16 protein-coding genes are annotated in these 22,722 nt (G+C 44.1%); 11 read left to right on the top strand and 5 right to left on the bottom strand.

Going from position 1 to position 22,722, the window contains the following annotated elements; all coding sequences use genetic code 11:
- Positions 1-196 precede the first annotated feature (196 nt).
- On the top strand, positions 197-1,150 hold the full coding sequence (locus tag AYK67_RS10640) for a sugar-binding transcriptional regulator (RefSeq protein ID WP_082735756.1): 954 nt from the start codon (positions 197-199) through the stop codon (positions 1,148-1,150).
- A 131-nt stretch (positions 1,151-1,281) separates the two neighbouring features.
- On the opposite strand, the gene AYK67_RS10635 is transcribed toward AYK67_RS10640, so the two are convergent.
- The 3 genes from AYK67_RS10635 to AYK67_RS10625 all read right to left on the bottom strand — a co-directional run bounded on the left by AYK67_RS10635 (position 1,282) and on the right by AYK67_RS10625 (position 4,337).
- Positions 1,282-2,619 carry an amino acid ABC transporter permease/ATP-binding protein gene (locus AYK67_RS10635; RefSeq protein WP_244266912.1) on the bottom strand — a complete coding sequence of 446 codons (1,338 nt, stop codon included), beginning with the start codon at positions 2,617-2,619 and terminating at the stop codon, positions 1,282-1,284.
- A gap of 239 nt (positions 2,620-2,858) precedes the next feature.
- Positions 2,859-3,743: an ABC transporter substrate-binding protein gene (locus tag AYK67_RS10630; RefSeq protein ID WP_206597528.1), complete on the bottom strand. Its 885-nt coding sequence runs from the start codon at positions 3,741-3,743 to the stop codon at positions 2,859-2,861.
- Positions 3,744-3,950: 207 nt separating this feature from the next.
- Positions 3,951-4,337 (bottom strand): ectoine synthase, encoded by a 387-nt coding sequence (locus tag AYK67_RS10625; protein WP_068086105.1) that lies wholly within the window; start codon positions 4,335-4,337, stop codon positions 3,951-3,953.
- A gap of 133 nt (positions 4,338-4,470) precedes the next feature.
- Here AYK67_RS10625 and AYK67_RS10620 point away from each other — a divergent pair, with 133 nt between their 5' ends.
- Together AYK67_RS10620 and AYK67_RS10615 are read left to right on the top strand one after the other, a co-directional pair.
- Entirely contained in the window at positions 4,471-5,394 is a 924-nt protein-coding gene (locus AYK67_RS10620) for a LysR substrate-binding domain-containing protein (protein ID WP_156453118.1), read from the top strand.
- Between the two features lie 212 nt (positions 5,395-5,606).
- The gene (locus AYK67_RS10615) at positions 5,607-6,788 is read left to right on the top strand and encodes an acetate/propionate family kinase (RefSeq protein ID WP_208976268.1); all 1,182 of its coding nucleotides are present in this window, start codon (positions 5,607-5,609) and stop codon (positions 6,786-6,788) included.
- Positions 6,789-7,090: 302 nt separating this feature from the next.
- On the opposite strand, the gene AYK67_RS10610 is transcribed toward AYK67_RS10615, so the two are convergent.
- Together AYK67_RS10610 and AYK67_RS10605 are read right to left on the bottom strand one after the other, a co-directional pair.
- The gene (locus AYK67_RS10610; RefSeq protein WP_068086100.1) at positions 7,091-9,439 is read right to left on the bottom strand and encodes a tetratricopeptide repeat protein; all 2,349 of its coding nucleotides are present in this window, start codon (positions 9,437-9,439) and stop codon (positions 7,091-7,093) included.
- 218 nt (positions 9,440-9,657) lie between these two features.
- Positions 9,658-10,284, bottom strand: a complete 627-nt coding sequence (locus tag AYK67_RS10605; RefSeq protein ID WP_068086097.1) for a TetR family transcriptional regulator C-terminal domain-containing protein — start codon at positions 10,282-10,284, stop codon at positions 9,658-9,660.
- Positions 10,285-10,712: 428 nt separating this feature from the next.
- On the opposite strand from AYK67_RS10605, the gene AYK67_RS10600 reads away from it, so the two are divergent.
- The 8 genes from AYK67_RS10600 (at position 10,713) to AYK67_RS10565 (ending at position 22,614) form a co-directional block, all read left to right on the top strand.
- Positions 10,713-12,212 (top strand): NCS1 family nucleobase:cation symporter-1, encoded by a 1,500-nt coding sequence (locus AYK67_RS10600; RefSeq protein WP_068086095.1) that lies wholly within the window; start codon positions 10,713-10,715, stop codon positions 12,210-12,212.
- Between the two features lie 285 nt (positions 12,213-12,497).
- The gene (locus tag AYK67_RS10595; protein WP_068086093.1) at positions 12,498-13,685 is read left to right on the top strand and encodes a DUF1217 domain-containing protein; all 1,188 of its coding nucleotides are present in this window, start codon (positions 12,498-12,500) and stop codon (positions 13,683-13,685) included.
- A gap of 592 nt (positions 13,686-14,277) precedes the next feature.
- Positions 14,278-16,164, top strand: a complete 1,887-nt coding sequence (locus AYK67_RS10590; protein ID WP_244266911.1) for an ABC transporter ATP-binding protein — start codon at positions 14,278-14,280, stop codon at positions 16,162-16,164.
- A gap of 45 nt (positions 16,165-16,209) precedes the next feature.
- Positions 16,210-17,781, top strand: a complete 1,572-nt coding sequence (locus tag AYK67_RS10585) for an ABC transporter substrate-binding protein (protein WP_082735755.1) — start codon at positions 16,210-16,212, stop codon at positions 17,779-17,781.
- Positions 17,782-17,849: 68 nt separating this feature from the next.
- A complete protein-coding gene (locus AYK67_RS10580) occupies positions 17,850-18,770 on the top strand; it encodes an ABC transporter permease (protein ID WP_068086484.1) in 921 nt (306 codons plus the stop codon).
- 2 nt (positions 18,771-18,772) lie between these two features.
- Positions 18,773-19,657: an ABC transporter permease gene (locus tag AYK67_RS10575; protein WP_068086090.1), complete on the top strand. Its 885-nt coding sequence runs from the start codon at positions 18,773-18,775 to the stop codon at positions 19,655-19,657.
- The gene (locus AYK67_RS10570) at positions 19,654-21,450 is read left to right on the top strand and encodes a M14 family metallopeptidase (protein ID WP_068086087.1); all 1,797 of its coding nucleotides are present in this window, start codon (positions 19,654-19,656) and stop codon (positions 21,448-21,450) included. Before AYK67_RS10575 ends, AYK67_RS10570 begins: the two co-directional genes overlap by 4 nt.
- 138 nt (positions 21,451-21,588) lie before the next feature.
- A complete protein-coding gene (locus tag AYK67_RS10565) occupies positions 21,589-22,614 on the top strand; it encodes a ChaN family lipoprotein (protein WP_068086081.1) in 1,026 nt (341 codons plus the stop codon).
- Positions 22,615-22,722 lie beyond the last annotated feature (108 nt).

Here is a 22,722-nt window from a genome sequence, read left to right as displayed (position 1 = left end):
TATGAACTTTGTAAATGTCTAACCTAATTGATTGCAAGGTTTATTCAGATCACTGAGAGTCGTGTTGATAAAGAATATCAGGATTTAATATTTTACGCAGATGTGCGAAGAGTTAGTTTTGTCTATTGGACCAAAACAATAAGTCCATGTGATAAGCCCCGCAAAAGGCCCCAAATTTCTTACAGGTACAGCTCCAATGAAAGTGAACCAAGATACATTAAGAATGGTAGAAATCTGCCGTATGTATTACGAGAAGGAGTTGACGCAGGCAGATATTGCCAAGATGGTCGGAATTTCACGACCGGCTGTGAGCAAAATTCTCGCTGACGCCAAGAAGCAAGGTATTGTGCGAATTGAGGTCGTTTCCCCTATCGGCAGTAATGACGATTTAATGGCTGAAATTTCTGACAAGTTTGGTGTCAGTACCGGTTTAATCGTGCCAACAAACGCTAAGGAAGCTAACTTAACGCATCACCTTCTCATATCTCAGGCGGCTAGCTACATTGATAGCCTTAGCAATCAAATGCAAAACATAGGGTTGGGATGGGGCGAAACTATTGGTGAGCTAATAGAAAAGCTGAGCGATTCTGATAGGGACATTTCGCTTGAACACAAAGTCTGCCCAATTATTGGTAGTGCGCCATTCCCAATTAAGTCTATGCAGGCGAATGAATTAACGCGACTATTTTCTGAAAAAATTGCTTTTACACCGCAGTATTTACATGCGCCGGCTTTTCCAAACTCACAGAGTGATAAGGAGCTTTTTGAAGATACTCACGACTTTAAGAGTATTTTTAATTTGTGGTCGCAGCTCGATACCATTGTTTTGGGTATTAACACCTACCCTGTCATACCAGATCAGGCGACTGCAGCTCGATTTGGAAATAAGCTTCGAACAGGAAAAGCTGTAGGTGTGTTTGCCTCCTACTTTTTTGATATATCTGGACGGATTATTGAAAGTGAAACAGATATTGTTGTTCGAATTCCACTGGAGTTGATTGCCAAGACGAAGCGGGTCATCGTTATTGTTGACGGCGTTGATAAAGCGCAGGCTTTACGAGGCTTGCTGCTCACAGGATACATAACTGATTTAATCGTGGATGAGGCAACTGCCCGTGCCACGTTAAAGCTGCATAGGGAGAGCAGCTAATGTTTGGGCTTTAGATTTATGGTAGATTGCGCGTCATTTGCATAATGATTTAACAGGATGCATAAGTCTTGTTTTTGCGAAAGAGGCTTGCTCATTGCGAAGCAAGCCTCTTTGCTCAGTAGAATTATTGGCTAGCCGTGTTCAGATTGAGCCATAAACTGCCTGACTCTCTCGCCTTCAGGAGCAGTAGCAAGCTCTTGGGATTTTATATTAGCAACCATATTGCCATCTTCCATCATGATGATACGATCGCTTATGCGTGTTGCAAAACGCATTTCGTGGGTCACAATAATCATTGTCATCCCTTCTGAAGCGAGCATTTCAATTACTCGAAGAACTTCTGCTACAAGTTCAGGATCAAGTGCTGATGTCGGCTCGTCAAACAAAATGGCCCGTGGTTCCATTGCTAGTGCGCGGGATATAGCGACACGCTGCTTTTGTCCCCCAGAAAGCTGGTGCGGATACTTATCTGCGTGAGCGGCCATACCTACCTTATGAAGATAGCCTTCTGCTTTTTCTTTCAGTTCTGCATTACTTCCCATTTTATGATAGCGAGGTGCCATCATAATGTTCTCCAGAACTGTTTTATGGGGGAATAGGTTGAATGATTGGAACACCATTCCTAAGTGCACCACATCGTCATGAAAAGTTTTTGCTAACTGGTAGCGCCCATTTCCATCAATCCAATCCTCACCATGGAAGCGTATAGTGCCTGCATCTATATCTTGTAGTGCATTGATTGTACGGATTAGTGTCGTTTTACCTGAACCAGATGGGCCAATAACGCTTACCACTTCACCAGATCGAACTTCAAGTGAGATGTCGTTGAGTACAACTTTTTTACCGAAAGCCTTTCGTACCTTTTTCATATCAACGACAATTTCTTCACCGATTTTTCGAGCTGATCTTACAATCTCTTTTTTCTCAGTGGAAACTGGTACTTCACGTTCAGATGTCTTTCTACGTGTCACATCCATACGACGTTCTAGCCAACTAGCTGCCCATGTAAATACTGTTACTATCATTACATAGTACAAAGATACGGCTACTAAAGTTTCTATGACTAGAAAGTTTCTAGTATAAAGGCGTTGACCAACCAATAGTATTTCAGAGAGTGAAATAACGGAAACCAATGAAGTCAACTTTACAATGGTTATGAATTGGTTGCCCAAGGTTGGCAAAGCCACACGAAATGCTTGTGGTACAATAATCTGCCTGTATTTCCCAAAGGAGCGAATTCCTAGAGCATGGGCTGCTTCATGTTGACCATTATCAATTGATAAAAGTCCACCGCGATGGATTTCCGCAATGTATGCTGTTTCGCTAATGACCAATGCAATCAAACCAGCCCAAAAAGGGTTAGATAGAATTGGGCGCAAGCCAGGCATCAATTGTGGCAAATTGTACACAAAAATTAGTAGAACAAGAAGCGGCAAGCTTCTGAAAAACCAAATGTAGGTGCCAGCCAACTGGCGTAGCCAGAATGGCCCGTTAGTACGAGCTAACGCAACGAAAAAAACCCGTAACTACGCCAATTGTCCATGTCAGGATGCTAAGCCAAGCTACCAACAGACTTGCTGTCCAAAAGTCTTTGAAACTGGCTAGACTGAACAGATAGTTCCAGTCGAATTGCATCGTGTTCTCCTCCGAAAGAAAAAGCGACACACCAATATAGTGCGTCGCCTAAATATGTAGTTATGGGTACAAACTACTGACCTACTGCTTTGAGGAACTCTTCCTCACTTGGCTTCGCCAGATTGTATTTTTTGAGAAGATCAGTGTATGTTCCATCCTCCTCTAGGCCCTTCAGTGCAACGCGTAAGTCGTTTACCAAGGCCTCATTATTCTTTTTAACACCCAAGCCTACGATTACTGGATAGAATTGCTCTTTGGATGAGATTACCAAACGTCCATTCAGTTTATCGACTGCAGCGCCGAGTACAGCCGAGTCTTCTACTTGTGCATCAACTCCGCCCGATAGTAGTGCTTGGGTGGCTTCAGGGGAGGTTGGAAACTCGCGGCTGTCTATTGGGTTTTTGGCGCAAATACCAGTATTCATTTCCTCAAATGCTTCTAACCAAGCTGCACCTTTAATGGAGCCTACCACTTGGCCACATAGATCATTTAATGTAGCAAATGATTTACCGCTACTAGAAGCTACTGCTATTGAAACGCCAGTCTTCATATATGGAACGTAATCAATTTTCTTGGCACGCTCAGGTTTAACATAGAGAGTGGAAGCAATCACATCAAATTGTTGACCATTGACACCCAAAATGAGGTTCTCAAATTTTGTATCAAGGAAAGTTATATTTAATTCTGTTCTCTTAGCTAATGCGGTCATCAGCTCAACATCGAAACCAGCTGGAGCGCCATTCTCATCAATATAGTTGTATGGTGGGTAACTTAAATCGGTACCAACTAAAATTGAACCGTCAGTGATTGTGCTACCTGCTAAAGCACTGGCTGAGATTGTAGTTGATAGTAAAACAGAAGTAGTTATAGACTTTATATTTAGCATATTGCTTCCCCTCATTTTTAACATTGGAAAACTATTTCTGACCTTTAGTAATGGTAAGAATGTTGATGCCATTAAAGTATCTATACTTATTTTTAAGTGAAAATACTTGAGTTGCATTAATAATAGAAGATGTAACCAATCTCTCCTTTGAGTTACAAAATCAGTATTTATGCAATTAACATCAATAGTCTTCTTTTTGCCGTAATATATATGCGTAGCGCATACTTATCCTCTACTGTTTCTTCAAAACAGTAGAACTAGTAGCTTCGAGTGACAAAATTAGTAGGCTGATCCATCGGGATTGTTGAGGTTGTGACGTTCTTTGCCTGTTAACGGTGGATTGAACACACTTACCAAGATTAAATCCTCGTTTTTACCACCACGAAGAAAGTGCCGATCATGCTTATCAAGTACATAAATATCACCTTTTTTGATCGGATAGATTTTACCTTCCATGTCTTCGACTTCACCTTCACCATCAATGCAGTAGCATGCTTCCAGGTGATTTCGGTAATGCAACTCTGAAACGGTATTGGCTCGCACTACAGTATGACAGACAGTAAAACCCATTTGGTCTTGTTCTGTTAGCAAACGATGGCTGGTCCCATTTCCCCATTCGACAAAGAAATCAGTCTTTTCAACATCAGCTAATGAGCGTACGAACATTTAGATCTCCACAGTTTACAAACTTAATCAAACCACTCTATCGCTACAGTGGAAGGAACTTTTCTAGGCAGCAGTTCCTATTGTCTTGTTGTGCTTTTAGTTTATGTGTGGAGAGTGAATGCAATTTAGCTAAATGACAAATGATCCTTTTTTATCAGGTGTGAGAAATACTTACATAAAACTACCTAAATTAACCGCAATTAGGGTCTTTGAGGCTGCCGCAAGAAATCTATCTTTCTCCAAGGCTGGGGATGAACTTTGTGTTACTTATGCTGCTGTAAGTCATCAAATTAAGAATTTGGAGACTTGGTTTGGTACCGACCTATTTAAACGCAAGGTAAGAGGCGTTGAGCTAACACATGCAGGTGAAACCTTATATCGGAAATTGGCACCTGCTTTAGCTGAAATAGATGAAGCATGCAGAGAAGTAAGAGCTTTGGATGGTAAAGAGGTACTTACAGTAGGTTGTATTCCGTCCATTGCGAGCAGGTTACTCGTTCCTAATTTGAACGACTTTACCACTACTCACCCTGAACTAGATGTTAGAGTAGTTTATGCGACAGCAAATCAGAAATTGTTGAGTGGTGGTATCGATGTTTTGGTTACGCTAGGAACAGAGGACAGCAGTCATGTTCGCTCAAATTGGTTAATCTCACGGGCAACCAAACCCGTTTGTAGTCCTTCATTTCTCAATAAATACAGTAACCTTACTTTTCCAGGAGATATCTCAATAGTTCCATTACTGCATGATGAAAACAGGGATGGTTGGCGTAACTGGTTTCAAGCTGCTGGTATTAAATGGGTTGGAGGGGATAACTGGCCAGTTTATCAAGATTTTAATCTTCTTGTTACCGCAGCAATTGCTGGGCACGGTATCGCACTTTGCCCTGTCGAAACATTTAAGGCGGAAATAGAAAGGGGAGATCTGGTCGTTCTTTCGGATACAGCAATTAATGAAGATGCGGCTTATTATGCACGACACCGTGAACAGGCGAGGCCAGCAGTTTCCCAGTTTGTTGACTGGTGCACGAGTATTATTGGAATGGGGGCTAAATAGGGGTGCGTGTAATGATATAGCTAAAAGTATTAGAAATCATCATCGATGACATCCAACTTGGAACAATTAACGTCAAGCATCTACGGATTTTAGTGACTTAATCGTAACAATCCCTAATTACTCTTTATCATAATCCAATTAGTAGGTTGTAACTATTTATCTGCAACCTATCCTAAGAGAACATCGATATTTACTCGAAAAACGGAATAACAATGGATAGTATTCTTGTTCTCAATGCGGGCTCGTCATCAATAAAATTTCAACTATTTCAGCATGAAACTGCTGTACTAACTGGTTTGGTTGATGGCATCGGGTCGCCGCGTGCACATTTAAAATCAAAAACGGATAGGGGCGATGTAATTTGCGATAGTCCTTTGAGTGCGGAAGGTAAGTGTGACCATGATACTGCACTTGACGGTATTCTTGACCTGTTAGACGCGCATTCGCCAACGCGTGCAGTTGATGCAATTGGTCACCGTGTTGCGCATGGCTATGATTTGTTTAGCAAACCGGTACTTGTTTGCGAGAATATCGAAGCGCAGTTAGAAACTCTTAACTGGATTGCTCCTTTACATAACCCGCATAATCTTGCTGGTATCCGCGGCGCTAAGCGAGCGTTTGGAGACAAGCCAAATGTCGCCTGCTTTGATACAGCTTTTCATAGATCACAAAAATTTGTCAACGAAGCTTTTGCGTTACCACTCGAATACTATGAGGGTGGTGTACGCCGCTTTGGTTTTCATGGACAGTCGTATCATTATATTGCTGAGGAACTGAAACAGGTATCACCTGATTTAGCTGAGGGTAGAGTTGTTATTGCTCACCTTGGCAATGGTGCCTCTTTATGTGCGCTAAAAGATGGTAAATCAGTTGCAACAACTATGGGCTTTTCACCGCTTGATGGGTTGGTAATGGGCACTCGGTGTGGTTTGCTTGATCCTGGTGTTGTGCTTTATTTGATTGAGAAAAAGGGTATGACACCCAAACAGGTCTCTGATTTGCTCACGAAAGAATCTGGCTTGAAAGGTCTTTCCGGTATCTCGCAGGATATGCGTGATCTAGAGGCTTCAAAGGAACAATCAGCTTTACAGGCTCTTGAGTATTACGATAACCGTATTCGCCGCGAGCTTGCCTCACTCACCGCTACAATTGGCGGGTTGGATGCTTTGGTGTTTACAGGTGGTGTCGGTGAGAATTCGGCAAGAACGCGCGAAAGCGTTTGTTCTGGGCTCGAGTATCTCGGGCTGGAAATTGATCGCGAGGCTAATAGTGGTTGTAATTCTACTTTCGCATGCCTTTCAAAGCCGTCCGCAAAGGCCACGATTTTTGCTATCGCAACAAATGAGGAAAAAATGATAGCGCGCCAAACCAGAGAATTATGCTTAATGCAATAAGAACTAAAATATATGTTTAGTGTAACTGGTTTAATTAAAGTTCTTATAGGATATAGTATGATGCTTGTATAATGGGGCGCATGAGCCATTTATACACTTATTCAATAGCAATGATTCCAGTGCGCATCTTGTAAGTGGTAGCGATATTTTGCGCAGACATAATTGTGTGAACTGGTACAAACAATGGACCGTGCGCACTGCGCATTAATTAACTCAGTAACTAGGCCGTGTTACCTGTTATAAAACTGAAGTCTTTGTGGGCCATTGTCGCAATGGCCCATTTGTTGGAAATGCTGGTCTTGCTATTGAGCTATTAGCTCCTTTACGTCAATATTCTCTGGTTTTGCGCCGCTGTTATAGCGATTTATGACTTCTTCGAAGGCTCTTTCTAAATGGCGGGTAAAGCCCTCACTGTCATATAGCGGTGCCGTGTGTCGGTTTTGTTGGAGTTTTTGCTTGATCGCGCGTAATTCTTCCGGATGGGTTGCCAGGTGGAGGGCTAGGGCGGCATATTCTTCTTGCGAATGTGTAATCAGCTCGGGCAATCCAATCGCCGTTAGCAAACTTGCTGCCACGCGTGCTGCAAAGCTTTCACCTGCTTTGGTAATTACAGGAAGGCCGCCCCATAGGGCATCCGAGGCAGTTGTGTGGGCGTTTACGTTGAAAGTGTCGAGGAATAAATCGGCATGTTTTTGTCTTTCGAGATGCTCGCTTTGGGGCATTTTCGGTGCAAAGATCAATCGATCGGTGCTGACCCCGTGTTTTTGTGCCTCTTTTTGCAGGTTTTTCTCGGCAGCCTCATTTGCTTGATAGAGCCAGAGCACACTGCCTTCGACCTGTTTGACGAGCTGCATCCATATCGTAAATTCGTGCGGTGAAATTTTGTAGGAGTTGTTAAAGCAGCAAAATACAAAGGTATCTTCAGGCAAATTATGCTGTGCGCGGCTTGTGGGGTTGTCTGCTATGCTTCTTTGGTTATCGTTTACCTGATAACTGTTTGGCATATAGATGATTTTTTCTGAGTAAAATTGATCATAGCCACTAGGAATTGTCACAGGGTCGGCGATCATGTAATCCATGAACGGTGCACCTGTTGTGCCTGGGTAGCCAAGATAACTGATTTGAATTGGTGCAACACGATGGGCAAAGATTTCAAATCGACTGTTATGTGTATAGCCTTTTAAATCGATGGCAATATTGATACCCAGTTTATCCGATAGGGCAGCAATATCTACATTATTCATTCGGCTAATATCGTGATAGTGCTGTGTATTTTGTTTCAGTTTACGACTGACATGATCATCGACTTGCTTCCCATAGGAGAAAATGTGTATTTCGAAGTGTTGTTTGTCGTGCAGCTCAAACAGCTGTGCTATTAAGTGCATGGTTGCGTGGTCGTAGAAATCGCAGGAGTAGTATCCAACTTTGATTTTACCATTTACTGGAGTAGTGAGCTCATTTGCTTCTCTGCTGTTATCTAAATAGTTGAATTGATAGTATTTTTTTGAAATCAACAGTTGTTTATCGGCTTTGTCTGTAAATCTCAGCGTTGAAAAAGGGTTTATTGATGATTTACTGTTCCCTTGATCTTTGGAACTACTATCTACGAGTTTATCTAGCTGATTTTCGAGAGACCAATCACAGGTATGTGTTAAGCTACTAATTAATAAGGAATTAGCATTTAGATCGTTCGGCTGAATATTGAGTGATCGGGCTGCCAGCTGAGCGCTTTTCTCAAACTCTCCTAAATCAAATAGGAACTCTGAAGCGGTTTTTAATGTAAACAGGTCTTGTGATCCGAGTTGAATGGCTTTTTCAAAGTATGTGCCAGCCTGTTGCAGGTCATCTATCGAATTATAATGCTCTGCAATTTTACTATAAACTGTTGCGTTCTCCGGTTGCAATTTTTGGGCTTTTTCCAATATTGCTAGAGCCCTTTGTTTATCTCCAAATTTATTATAGAAATTATTTATTTGTAAATACTGTTCGAATTGATAATCTCTATCTTTTTCGTATTCTTCAATTACCTTTTGAATATTATTGACAAGTTCGGTTTCTGAGATTTCTTCAAAATCTAAGCGTGTAAAATCTGCATCTCTTATAATTTGTGCTGCTGCTTGCAAAGTAGTTATTGCAGCTGAGCGCTCACCTAAAGATAATTGCTTTATTGCTAGGTCTAATAGGTTTTGCAGGTTTTGAGGCTCAATCGCGACTAATTTTTGCATCAGCTGCAGCGCTTTACGATATTTACCATTGTAATGCGCTGTTTGTGCATAGTGTTTTAAAATGCGTGCATTGGTGGGGCTGTATCTATACGCTGTCTCTAAGTAATCTTCGGCTTCTTCCCATTGTTGTAATAGAGATTTGGTTGCTGCGAACAAGTAGTTGAGCTCCCATGATTTATTATGCGTATCATAATGGCTAGCAGCAGCTGTAATTACTTCATTAAATTGATTAGCCTTATAAAGGCTATACAAGCTATCCATAACATCTTCCGTGGGAGCTTGCTTTTCAATTTCTAAAAGCCCAGTCAGTGCGCGTTGATTGTTGGGAAACTTGTTCAAAATTTCACGGTAGTGCCCAGCAGCTATGTCGTATTGTTGTTTCTTAATGGCAGACTTAGCTTTACGTAGATTTTGATCAACAGACATTTATGATAGGACCCTAGTTGATAGATGTTAACTAATCACTTTTTAGTTGTATTTTGCATACTGATAGGGTCGGTTGCTGAACCGAGGCTGGATTATTCATAGGTCCTGAACTGAGAATCTTGCTAATATATTGTATTTATTGATGTAATGTGGATCCCCAATAGGTAAAAAAATAATAAAATATGAAGATGATAATGTATGTTGTAGGTTTCGTGTTTTTAGCTGGGCTTCAGTAATGTACGGAATAATTTATCTAGGTGTGCTGAGGCGTCAACAAACCAGTGTTGTTTGTTTTGTGCCAGCACCGCTTCAACCTGTATAGAAAAGTCTGCATAATGCTGGGTTGTTGCCCATATGGAGAACAGTAAGTGATAGGGGTCAACTGGGTTAATGTAGCCAGCTTTTGCCCAATGTTCTATAAGCATTGCCTTTTCGTCGACCAGTGTTTTCAACGGGCCGGTGAGCTCACTCATTATGTTGGGAGCTCCTTGTAAAACCTCAGAGCAAAACAGTCGGCTTTGTAATGGAAAGTCGCGTGCCATTTCTAACTTACGTTGCACATAGGCGCATATTTCTTCCACTGGTTCTCCCGTTGCTGAAAACTGACGCAATGGATCAAGCCAGATAACAAGTATACGCTCGATAAGCTGGTGGTGCATGTCCTCTTTATTTTTGAAATAATAGAGCAAATTTGGCTTTGATAGCCCAGCCTCATCGGCAATCTGATCAATTGTCGCGCCACGAAAACCGTAGTTTGCAAATACTTTTAATGCAGCGGCGAGGATGGCCTCTGATTTTTCTTTTTGTATTCGTGTTTGACCGCGCGAATTCGATGCATGCGCCATGGTTTATTGCTACCAGATAGAATATAAGTGTGCTCTTGAAGGTGTAACTAACGAGTAAACACTCGAAAGTCCATTGAAATAAAGAATTTCAATTTTTCTATTATTGTTCTTTATAGTTTATATTAGTAGTAATAATTATTTTCGTTTTAACTTGAGTAATATATTGCATAATAAATTATTTCTACACTATCAAAGTAGTTTATTGTTTCTGATTCCCTTTGGGTAATAAATTTGACTTTGTAGTAAAAATATAGACGAATTTGTGGATATATATACCTGATGATGACTGGTTATATAAATATATTTCCTGTTTTTTGTGTAAACTAGCAAAAAGTGATGACATAGACCCTCTATATGATAAAAGCCCGTCAATTTGCTTGGGTTTAGCGAATTTCCTTGAAAAGTAGCTTGAATAAATTGAGGCGCGAATGACGAATACAGGAAAAATGACTGATAATAACGCAGTGCCTGATGAGTTCGGTGTGATGCATAGTCAATTAAACGGGATTGATGAAGCACTCTATAACGAAGATCAGCTACCTGTGAGTGCTTCGGCCCGTACATGGAACTGGATTTCAATTGCGGCACTTTGGGTTGGAATGGTTGTTAGTATTCCAGCATATATGTTGGCATCCTTTTTGATTAGTGATGGCATGAGTTGGGATCAAGCTGTTATCGTGATTTTGCTCGCCAATGTCATTGTCTTGGTGCCCATGGTTTTGGTGGGGCATGCGGGTACTAAATACGGGATTCCTTTTCCTGTATTGCTACGCTCTTCCTTTGGTCCTGCCGGGGCAAAATTACCAGCGGTCGCCCGGGGTATTGTGGCCTGTGGTTGGTTTGGTATTCAAACATGGGTCGGTGGCTCTGCAATTTACGTGATACTTAATAGGCTAACTGGCGATGCTTTAATTGGAGACCCATTGCCAATACTTGGTATCAATGGCGGTGAATTCATCAGCTTCCTGGCTTTTTGGGGATTGCATTTATACTTCATTCGCAATGGAACCGAGTCCATTCGCTGGCTAGAAATTTACGCTGCACCGTTTCTTCTAGTTATGGGCATCGCATTGCTGGTTTGGGCCTATGTGCAAGCCGGGGGATTTGGGCAAATGCTATCGACGCCCTCTCTGTTTGATGCCGGGCAGCCTAAAGAAGGGCAATTCTGGTCTGCCTTTTGGCCGGGTTTAACGGGTATGATTGGCTATTGGGCAACATTGGCGCTGAATATTCCAGATTTTACACGTTATGCTAGCTCGCAAAAAGACCAGTTGGTTGGGCAAGCTTTGGGGCTGCCGATACCTATGGCATTATTTGCTTTTATTGCGGCTGCTGTGACATCTGCCACTGTTGTGATTTATGGGGAAGCTATTTGGGACCCTGTGCAACTGGCAGAGCGTATGGGGGGAATGGGCATTATACTGGCACTCGTTGTCCTTATTGTTGCAACATTAACGACAAACCTGGCTGCGAACGTGGTTGCTCCTGCGCACGGTTTTTCCAATTTAGCACCTAGATCGATAAATCTTCGCCGTGGTGGCTATATTACTGCAGGCATTGGTTTGGTCATGTTCCCCTGGGTGCTTGTGAACCACATTATCGGTTGGCTGGTTGCCTATTCGGCACTTTTAGGGCCAATTGCTGGAATTATGTTGGCAGATTACTATCTCCTTCGCCAGACGAAACTCAATGTGGAAGATTTGTTCCGCATGGAAGGTTGTTATACTGGTTGTAAGGGCTGGAATCTTGCTGGTTTGGGGGCATTGATAATTGGTATTTTGCCCAACCTTCCAGGCTTTATGGTTGCTGTAGGACTAAGTGAAACAGCACCACAGTTCTTTTTGGACCTTTATACTTATGCTTGGTTTGTGGGGCTTTTTGTTGCTGGCCTTGCGTATTTAGTATTGGCTCAATTCAACAAGCGTTAAATCCTAGCTCGCGTACACAAGCAGGCATTCTTTTGGTCTAGTGTTTATAGATCTTGCTTGTGTGCGCGCCTAGATGATTTCATTGGGTTAATTTGGCATCTAATTAATTTGCAACTTATTTTTGCATTCCCACGAAGCGTTATTTTATATGATAATTGTGTATACACTTTTTGGTTGTAATAAGTTGTATCTGTAATAAAACTACTAATATTCAAATTTTACAAGCTTCGGACAAGGCAAAGGCTTCATGTTTTAAGGTAAATTATACTTTGGAGATTCTTCGCAATGTTGGATACAGCACTTCGATACAGACTGGTTACTCGCGATATGGCGAAAACATTGGAGACGACCTCCAAAGATCCGCAGGTAAAGCGAGAAAGTGCTCACTTTCTTGAGCGTATGAAGAATATTACCTCTGTAGACGAATTTGTTAATGACTTTCAAGTTTTTAACTATGCCATGCGAGCGATGGGCCTGAATGATATGGCCTATGCCAAGGGGTTTATGAAAAAGGCCCTTAATGAGGGTGTTGATGACCCTAAGTCATTTGCGAATAAGCTAACTGATAAACGCTTTAAGCACTTTGTTGAAGAGTTTAGTTATTTACGGACCGGTGGTATTAAAGGGCAAACATCTCTCGTTACAGAGGCGACGCACACTCAAGAGCAAGTGACTGCGCAAAAGAACAAAGATAACTATTTTGTTTCTGTGTTGAAAATGTTTATTCCGAATAATTATAGCATCGGTTCTACAGAGTTTGATTATGCTAAGAAAACGAAAATCTGGAGCAACATCCTAGGTGATCCGGTTTTAAAGCAGAATATACAAGATATTGCGCGCATGCCTGCAGAAATGCGGAGGCAGAGCCTCGATAAGCAAATTGACTTTTTGGATAAGAAACTCAACCTCAATGACCTTACAAAATCATTTAAGGTTGAAGATATGCTTCAGTCGATGCGAGCTGAAAAAACCAAAGCGATACAAGATAAGCTGATTGCCGGTCAGCAAAAAGTCGTCGATAAGTACCTGAAGCAAACTTTAGAGCTTAACGAGGGTGCCGAGAACGAAGGTGTGCGGTTGGCGCTGTACTTCAAACGTAAGATCCCCGAGTTACTTCCTTCGCAAAAAACTCTTGATGATCCCAAGATATCACAAAAGGTTAAGGATAACTGGGCCTATGAAATACTAGCGGATCCTGCACTCTATAAGTTCGTTCGTACTACCATTAATATGCCAGATAAAATGGTTGGCGGTAACGTTGACAAGCAAGCGGCGCATATTTTGAAAAAGTTAAAGGTAGAGGACTTAATTACGCCTAAGGCTCTGGAAAAAACAATTACCAGATTTACCAGTATGTTTGACATCAATAATAATATTGGTGTTGCACCTACAGTTTCCTTGTTCTCGAATCCGGGCTTTGGCATTAATCCGAGTACTTTGGCTCAGTTCAATAGCCTAAAGCTTGGTGGTTAATCCTGAAGTGAAAACGGTGATCAGAGTAGGCTATTTAAGCATATTGCATTTGTGCTCGTGCCTTAGCCGCTCATTTTAACGGTTTCATCTAGTTAGCTTGAGCTCTATCAAGCAGAACACGCCTAAAAGTGAATTATTTAAACGGCCTTGCTGTCTTTGTTGGCGCAGGGCCGTTTTGTATTTGCTGGTAATAATATACCGCACTTGCTATGGGCATTTGCGTGTATATGCGTTTTCATCACCTCTTTTATTCGCTTGCTATTTGCACGAGTCCTCAAAGGATTAAAGCACTTATCAGGTATAAGGGGCGTCACTGCCCAACTAAGAGATATGTATTGCTAAATTTATTTAGTAAAAAGTTGTGTTGTAGTTTTATTGCAATTAATATGAGAAATACTCAATCTTAGTAGGCTAAATGGCTATTTAATCTGCATAAATACAAATAATGTGCAGTTAACTGATTAAATATTTAGTTTATTTTGGTTGTGATTGGTAGCATATAAAGTGTTTTTAAAATTACTTTATTGACAAAATAGCGATAATTTTTCATCGTTAGGGAGAGGCAATAAGAAATACTTCGAGAGGTTTGGGCTTGATTAATACTATAGGAGAAGTCGCTACTGATGCTCACCGGGGGCCAGTACTGCGCGTTCAAGATCTTTCAATTGAATTTGGTGATCCACGGGCGCCATTTTGCGCAGTCCAAAAGCTATCCTATAGCCTTGATCAAGGGAAAACACTTGCCATAGTTGGGGAATCTGGATCTGGTAAATCGGTTTCCTCGCTCGCTCTTCTTGGTTTAATACCGCATGTGGGGGGGCGTATAAGCCAGGGAACTGTGCTGTTTGACAGCCCGCATTACGGGCATGAGGTTAATATCAACGACTTGCCAGAGAAGGCGCTTCGTATTTTGCGTGGTAATGAAATTGCCATGATTTTCCAAGAGCCGATGACCTCGCTCAACCCCGTTTATACCGTTGGATCGCAGATCATTGAAGCGATCAAACTTCATAGTCAGAAGACTACAATTGAAGCAAGGCGTGAAGCGCTGGAATGGCTTGAGAGAGTTCGCTTGCCTCATGCCAAGCGTATAATCGATTCCTATCCGCATCAGCTTTCCGGTGGTATGCGTCAACGTGCGATGATAGCCATGGCGCTTTCGTGCCGTCCTAAAATACTGATTGCTGATGAGCCAACAACCGCTCTTGATGTAACTATTCAAGCGCAAATCTTGCACATTATCCGCGAGCTGCAGAGCGAGCTTGATATGGCTGTTGTTTTCATAAGCCATGATATGGGCGTTGTTTCGGAAATGGCCGATGATGTTCTGGTAATGCGCCAAGGACTCAAGGTTGAATATGGCGATGTAAAAGATGTTCTGGTCAAGCCGCAACACCCATATACCAAAAGCTTGTTGGCTGCTGTGCCCCGTATCGGTTCTATGGAGAATAAAACACTTCCCGAGCGCTTTGATATTGTCGAAGATAAACAACAGCGCACAGATGGGCCTATTTACACGGCTGTAGCGCCAAAATACGAGAATGCCCCTTTGCTAGAAGTTGCGGGGCTTACAACTCGTTTTAATATTCGTTCCGGGCTGTTGAATAAAGTCACGCATCATGTGCATGCGGCGGAGAGTGTTGGTTTCCAGCTGTTTAAAGGCGAGACGCTCGGGCTGGTGGGCGAATCAGGCTCTGGGAAATCAACAGTTGGAAAAACCATTCAGCAGCTTATCGACCCTGTTGGTGGTACAGTCCGGTTTCGCGGGCAGGATGTTTTTCAACTCCCAAAAGCACAACGGAAAAAGTTTCGCCAAGAGATTCAATACATATTCCAAGATCCTTATGGATCGCTCAACCCGCGAAAAAAGATTGGCGAGAGTATTGCCGAGCCTATCCGTACCCATGGCCTTTTGGAAAGTAAGAGTGCGATTGAAAAACGGGTAAAGGAATTACTCGAGCGGGTTGGTTTGCAATCCATGCATTATGATCGCTACCCCCATGAATTTTCGGGGGGGCAGCGGCAGCGCATTTGTATTGCACGTGCTTTGGCTTGTGAGCCAAGCTTGATTATTGCAGATGAAGCCGTTTCAGCCTTGGATGTATCCGTTCAGGCACAGGTATTGAACTTGATGATGGATCTTCAAGCAGAAAAAGGGTTGTCCTATTTGTTTATTTCCCACGATATGGCGGTGATTGAGCGGGTATGTCACCGCGTTGCCGTTATGTATCTTGGGCAATTGGTAGAGCTGGGGCCTCGAGAGCAAATATTTAAAAATCCTCAGCATCCTTATACGCGCAGGCTTTTGTCTGCGGTTCCGGAGCTTAATCCTTCAAAAAAACGTGAAAGTGTACCGTTAGAAGGGGAAATACCCAGTGCGGTGCGGGCCGTAGGAGACGCGCCTTTTGTTCATGGTTTTGACGAAGTAAGCCCCGGACATTTCCTTGCACAAAATGCAGGGAACTTTCGCTGGGTTTAACCAGCTTGTTGCACGGTTGTGCAACGTTACCAGAGAGGAACATCAATGACTTTTAATGGTAAATGCAATTTTGGCAAGAACTACAACTCAAGGTCGCGGAAAGCAAATTTAAAACGTGGCGTTGGGGTGGTGACAGCACTTTCCCTCATGGCATTAAGCTCTGTTGCACAGGCGGGCGGCAAGCTGACAGTGGCACAAGTACGTGACCCTGGTAGCTGGGACCCGATTGACACCTTTACACTGGCGTGGGGCTCTGTTGCCTCGAATTTGTTTGATGGCTTGGTGTATCGTGGACCAGACCTTAAACTGGTGCCTGGGCTGGCCACATCCTGGGAGTTTTTGGATAACGAAAGCCGTATCCGCTTTAAGCTGCGTGAAGGTGTGCAATTTCATAACGGTGAGCCATTTAACGCTGAAGCGGTGAAGTTTACCTTTGAACGTTTGTTGGGCGATGAAGGGGCCAAGGGACCGCAACGCTCCAATTATACTTCTATCGAGCAGATTAAAATCGTTGATGATTATACTGTCGATTTTATTATGAAGCGGCCTGACCCGGTTTTGATTACAAAATTGGCGGGCTATGGTGCGATGATCGTACCGCCAAAATATACTGCGAAAATGGGTGAGGAGTTTAACTTAAAGCCGGTTGGTACCGGGCCTTTCAAGTTTACATCCTACACACCGTCCGTAAAGATCACGTTTGAAAAATTTGAGGATCACTGGCGCGGTGCGCCGAAGCTGGACGAGCTTGTCTACCGCTTTATTCCTGAAGCTTCTACGCGTATGGCCGAGCTACAATCTGGTGGTGTGGATGTGATTTACAAAGTGCCGTTAGGCTCTTTGTCTGTGTTTGATACACACGATAACATCGAGCTTGCACCAGTTGCCAGCCCAACCATTGATTCTTTGCGTCTTAAAACGACAGAAGGGGCACTCACCAGCGATATTCGGGTGCGTAAAGCACTCAATATGGCGATTGATCGTAATGCGATTATTGAATCATTACTGGGCGGGCAGGGCAAACCGATTTCCTCACTTCAAGGGGCTGGCTCTTTTGGTTATGACGCTTCGCTTGAGACTTACGAATATGACCCCAAGAAGGCGAAAGCCTTGCTTGCTGAAGCCGGTGTCAAGCCTGGTACAAAGATGACCATTGACTACCGTTCGGCGGATTCAGATTTTCGTGAAGTTGCACTGGCCATTACATCCTATCTTCGTATGGTGGGACTGGAGGTTAAAATCAATCCGGTTGAAAACAGTGTGATGAGTAAGGATGTTATTCCAAACGGGAAGACCCACGAAATGTACCAGTTCGGTTGGGGTGGTTGGACGTTTGATTTTGATAACACCGCCTATCTGTTGTATCACAGTGGAGAGCGCTATAATCCATACATCAAAAGCGCGAAAATGGATGCACTCCTTGAAAAGCAACGGTTAACTTATGACCGCGAATTGCGTGAAGAGGCATTGCAGGAAGTTGCGCGTATGGCGCATGAGCAAGCGCTGGATATTCCACTTTACAATCTGAATACGGTTTACGGGATCAGCAGCCGGGTGAAAAACTTTGAACCGGCACCAGATGATCGCTTGTTCTTCCTCAATACCTCCGTTGAATAACAAGTCCTGACGGTGGAACCGGAATACCGGTTCCACTGCTTCTTCCAGAAAGTTTTCTTGTCATGCCCATTGCCAAGTTTGCCATTCAACGTCTGTTACAGGCGGTGTTTGTTGTTTTTGTTGTCACGATCTTTGTGGCTTTTGCTATTCGTCTTACAGGTGATCCTGCAATTATGCTGGTGCAAGAATCCAGCAATGTTACGGAAGCCGACTTGGAGCGCATACGCGCTGCTATGGGTTTGAACAAACCTTTCCTCGTCCAATATAAGGACTTTATTTTGGGCTTCTTCAATGGGGATATGGGGACGAGCTTTTTTAGGGGGCCGGTATCTAATTTAGTTGCGGTTGCCTTGCCCGCCACGTTGGCTCTGGCTGTGGCATCCATGGTTGTGTCGATGCTGATTTCCATTCCGCTGGGTATTCGTGCCGCATTGCACAAGGGAGGGCTGTCAGACCAGATCATTCGCATTGGCTCTTTGGTTGGGCTCTCATTTCCCAACTTCTGGTTGGGTTTGATGTTGATGATGGTTTTTTCCATCAAGATACCGATCTTTAATAGTAGCGGTTATGAGGGGCCAGCTTCCATTGTTCTGCCCGCTGTGACGATTGGCATTATTTTAACCGCAACCAATGTGCGTTTGGTGCGTACTGCGATGCTGGAAACTTTGGGTGCTCAATATATCATGGTGGCCCGGAGTAAGGGGCTACGCGAACGCATTGTTGTTTATAAGCACGCTCTGCGGAATTCGGCGATCACAATCGTTACGTATATGGGCCTGCAATTCGGTAATCTCGTTGGCGGTCTTGTGGTGGTTGAAATGGTTTTCAATTGGCCGGGTATGGGCTCGCTCGCACTTGATGCGATTTATCAACGTGACTATCCGGTTTTACAAGCAAGTATTACCCTCTTGGCCCTCATGATTGTTGCGGTCAATTTTACAGTCGATTTGGTCTACGGCCTGTTAGACCCTAGAATACGGGTGGAATAACCATGTCACTTTCCGAAGAAAATATTATTCTGCCTGAAGCGGCTAAAAAGAAACGTTCTCTAGCAAAATACTGGAGCTTTGAGCTTTTATTTGGCGCATTTTTGACTTGCAGCCTTGGTGTCCTCGTCCTTTGCTCCGGTTTATTGTTTCCCGATGGCGGTGAGGCGATCGACTTGCGGGCACGGCTCATGGAACCTTTTGTTTCGTGGCAGCATATTCTCGGTACCGATTCTCTGGGTCGGGATATTTTGGCCCGTGTTATTACTGGGGGAAAAATCTCATATCTCGTGGGTGTCGCCTCCACACTTGGCGCTTTAGTTCTTGGTACGCTCGTTGGCTTGGTGGCAGGGTATTATCGCGGGTTCTGGGATGTTTTGTTAATGCGCTTTGCCGATATTCAGTTGGCACTACCGTTTATTCTGCTGGCGATAACGGTTATGGCAATTGCAGGTCCGGGGCTTGACCGGGTCATTGGTCTTATGATTATTTCGCAATGGGTTCAATATGCAAGACTCGTGCGTAGTGGGGTTTTATCTTTACGCGAACGGGAGTTTGTGCAAGCGGCGCGCTCCTACGGGTTGCCGGATGCTAAAATTATATTCGGGCATATTCTACCCAATACGCTGGGTCCGATCATCATTTTGATGACTTTGAATGTTGCCAACAATATTCTGCTGGAAAGCAGTTTGACCTTTCTTGGTTTGGGAGTAGATCCGCAAATTCCAAGTTGGGGCGGGATGTTGGCCGATGGACGTAACTATGTACAGGTTGCCTGGTGGATTATGGTCTTCCCAGGGCTAGCGATTATGTTGACGGTGCTTGGTCTCAATCTGATGGGTGATTGGCTTCGTGATCATCTTGATCCTTTAGGGCAAACTGCGAAATGACAATTTTATTTGAAAAAAGCTTTACACCGGTGTTGGAACAATTGCGCCAACGATTGCCTAGTATTTTACGTGCCGGGCAAGCGTGCCGTCTGTGGAGTTTTGACAGTTTCGAGCGGCGACAAGAGTTTACCAAAGAAATGCAGGGGCTGGGTTACTCAGTCTCTGCTCTTTCAGCTTATAAGCCGCTGGTTGCCGCTTTTGTTGAAAACATTGCGCTTGAGAATATGCGTGCGGTAATCGTTCGCTATCCTGTGATTGAAGGCCAGCATGTGGCGCGTTTTCGCCTTGAGGCTTACCCGCTTAAGGAGCTTTTGGCACCTGTTCGTTTGGCGTTCGAACCCATGGAAGCTACGAGTGCCGAGCAAATGCCGGTGTATGAGGTGGAAATCGAACGTCATGGCGGTACTTTCGAACATCACTCCATTGTTGCGCCGAATTTGCTGAAAAAGGATGTCTGTGGGGACGAAGTATTTGGTGCCAGCGGATATCTGGAGGTTCTGGACGAAGCGAGCCTTGAGGTCTGCCACAGCGAAGTACTGGAGAGCGATCAAGAGCGTGCTTATTGGGCTTTGATGGATGCTTTAAAGGCGCAGCAATGGCCTGAGCAAGAGCCTTACTTTCCACGCTTGGAGATGGAAGTTCAGGCGCCTTTCTATGATTTTGATTTGCTGATTGGCAATGAATGCATCAGCACCAGTGAGGCAATGCATGAAGAGCTGTATTTTTCTGCTCTTGAATATTTCCAGAAACTGGGTGCTCACGGTGCGGGGAGCCGTCGTCTGCAGCCGGGTCAACTTGTACCTGTGGTGAAGCACAATACGGCGCAGGTTGTAGCACGGCTTAGATTACGTGACGCGGCCGACGTTGAAGCGCTGGTGGCTCAAGACAAAGGTGCTGGTGACGTTGCGGAAAAGAGTGATCTGGCTGATGCACAAAACTGGCTGGCGCCTGCAAGTATTGCGCAAGCGTTAAATAAGCTGGGGGGCGAGGCTTTTTCCTGGCACTCGCAGCAAGGGCGAGATATTGAAGCCCGCTACTTTGAAGGGGGGCAGCCTGGGGTTATCATCTCTGCCGGTCAACATGCTAACGAAAGTACCGGTCCTATCGGGGCACTTCGGGCTGCTGCGGCATTAAAAGGCAAAACCAAACTTGGCTTTACTGTTTCGCCTATGGAAAACCCTGATGGTTATGCCTTGTTCCGAGCCTATTGCGCTGAAAATCCCAAGCATATGCACCATGCTGCACGTTACACGGCGGGTGGCAATGATTTGGAATATGGCAGTGACCAACAGGAGCGCAATATTCGAGTGCAGGCGCAAACTTTGACACAAGCACTTTTGCATGTGAATTTGCATGGCTACCCTTCGCACGAGTGGACACGCCCCTTTACCGGTTATTTGCCGAAGGGGTTTGAGGGCTGGAGCCTGCCCAAAGGCTTTATGCTGATTTTGCGTTATAAGCCAGGTTATGCCGATTTGGCGCATCATGTTTTAGAGCAGGTTCTTCAAGAGCTAAGTAAGGATGACGCGTTGATGACCCTTAACGGGGAGCAGTTGGCGCGTTATGTGAACTATGCCGGTGATCCGAGTTTTGAATTTCGCCGTGGTATTCCTATTTTCATCAGTGAGCACGAAGGCGGTGTTTGCCCTGTTACGCTGGTGAGTGAAGCGCCGGATGAAACTGTGAGCGGGGAAGAGTTTCGGCTTTTACAACAAGCGCAATGCAATACGACAATAGCTGCTGTCGAGGCCTTGGAAGATTGGCTGAAGCTCAATGGCGATAGGAATGCTTAAAACTACGGCTTGAAGTTTCATGTTGTCTTGAAACTTGAGTATTGTTGTCATAATAAAATCGAGCTGTTTCGAAGACATTTAGGCAATAAGATGCTGGTAAGCTGAGAGTGGAAGTGTTTGGTAAGGGCAGGAGATATCATGTCTTGGCGTATCGTTTCTTCATTACAAATGTTGGTTCAGCGTTTTCTGTTTTGGTGCGTTGTTATTGCTGTGGTTCATTTATATGTGCCATTTAGTCGTTCTGCAGCTGCGCAAGAGGTTGCAAAAGAAAACCTTTTGCTGAAAAATCACCCGCTGGTTGAAACGATCTGGGATGTAAAATCCGGCAAGCAGATTACGCAATCGCAACTTTGGCAAGCGCTTGCAAAAGGGCATTATGTCCTTTTGGGTGAAAAGCACGATAATCCACGTCATCATGAAATTCAGGCGCAGGCTGTTGGAGCGCTGGTTGGCGCTGGCAAAAGGCCGGCACTGGTCTTTGAAATGCTTGATGAAACTGCTTCGCCTATCTTGGCTATTGCGAGAGAGAATGAGCTAGCTCAGTTAGGCAAAGAGTTGAAATGGGAAGCGCGTGGTTGGCCTGCCTTTTCCATGTATGCACCAATATTCAAGCAGGGGCTTGCAGCGGGTCTGCCACTTATTGCTGGCGGGCCAAGTCGTGAAAAACTCAAGCGGGTGGCAAGTGGTGCACTGCCTTTTGAGGCGGATAAGCTATTGTGGGATAAGGCGTTAACAACGCCCTTGCAGCAAAGTCTTGTTGATGAGCTGGTTTCCTCCCATTGTCATTTAATGAAAGCTGAACAAATGGCACCGATGGTGGCTATGCAGCGGCTGAAAGATGCGAGTATGGCGCGGGCCATGCGCGAAACTACGCCTCGACAAGGGGCAATTTTAATTGCTGGCAATGGGCATATCCGTGTGGATCGCGGCGTACCCTATTATCTTACTGGCGGGGGGCAATTCTTGACTTTAGCGCCTGTCGAAGTGCAGCGCGGTGCTTTTAAAGCGCAAGACTATAAGATGTTCGATGCAAAGCTCTATGATTATATCTGGTTTACAGCGCGTGTTGACGAGGTGGATCCCTGCGAAAAATATAAGGGCTCATTACAACGGCTAAAATCCAAAGGAGATTTGAAAACTTTGAATAAAGCGGCAGAGAAGTGATGGTGAGCAAAAAAGCTTGGAGTGGCGCGATAAACAAAGGGTAGGGCTGATGTGCCAGTCCTACCCTTGTTGCGCTTTTTATTATCGGGCCGGGGAGGTCGGTGGTCC

Source organism: Polycladidibacter stylochi (genome assembly GCF_001562055.1).
Lineage (GTDB): Bacteria > Pseudomonadota > Alphaproteobacteria > Rhizobiales > Stappiaceae > Pseudovibrio > Pseudovibrio stylochi.
Note: the sequence above shows the minus strand (reverse complement) of the source record. Positions and strands in the feature narration are given on the sequence as shown.

Bases quoted from the DNA above. Each gene is read 5' to 3' on its own strand.
- AYK67_RS10630 (WP_206597528.1), bottom strand. From the start codon at position 3,743: ATGGCATCAACATTCTTACCATTACTAAAGGTCAGAAATAGTTTTCCA.
- AYK67_RS10585 (WP_082735755.1), top strand. From the start codon at position 16,210: ATGACTTTTAATGGTAAATGCAATTTTGGCAAGAACTACAACTCAAGG.
- AYK67_RS10595 (WP_068086093.1), top strand. From the start codon at position 12,498: ATGTTGGATACAGCACTTCGATACAGACTGGTTACTCGCGATATGGCG.
- AYK67_RS10625 (WP_068086105.1), bottom strand. From the start codon at position 4,337: ATGTTCGTACGCTCATTAGCTGATGTTGAAAAGACTGATTTCTTTGTC.
- AYK67_RS10615 (WP_208976268.1), top strand. From the start codon at position 5,607: ATGGATAGTATTCTTGTTCTCAATGCGGGCTCGTCATCAATAAAATTT.
- AYK67_RS10570 (WP_068086087.1), top strand. From the start codon at position 19,654: ATGACAATTTTATTTGAAAAAAGCTTTACACCGGTGTTGGAACAATTG.
- AYK67_RS10605 (WP_068086097.1), bottom strand. From the start codon at position 10,284: ATGGCGCATGCATCGAATTCGCGCGGTCAAACACGAATACAAAAAGAA.
- AYK67_RS10640 (WP_082735756.1), top strand. From the start codon at position 197: ATGAAAGTGAACCAAGATACATTAAGAATGGTAGAAATCTGCCGTATG.
- AYK67_RS10565 (WP_068086081.1), top strand. From the start codon at position 21,589: ATGTCTTGGCGTATCGTTTCTTCATTACAAATGTTGGTTCAGCGTTTT.
- AYK67_RS10610 (WP_068086100.1), bottom strand. From the start codon at position 9,439: ATGTCTGTTGATCAAAATCTACGTAAAGCTAAGTCTGCCATTAAGAAA.
- AYK67_RS10600 (WP_068086095.1), top strand. From the start codon at position 10,713: ATGACGAATACAGGAAAAATGACTGATAATAACGCAGTGCCTGATGAG.
- AYK67_RS10575 (WP_068086090.1), top strand. From the start codon at position 18,773: ATGTCACTTTCCGAAGAAAATATTATTCTGCCTGAAGCGGCTAAAAAG.
- AYK67_RS10620 (WP_156453118.1), top strand. From the start codon at position 4,471: ATGACAAATGATCCTTTTTTATCAGGTGTGAGAAATACTTACATAAAA.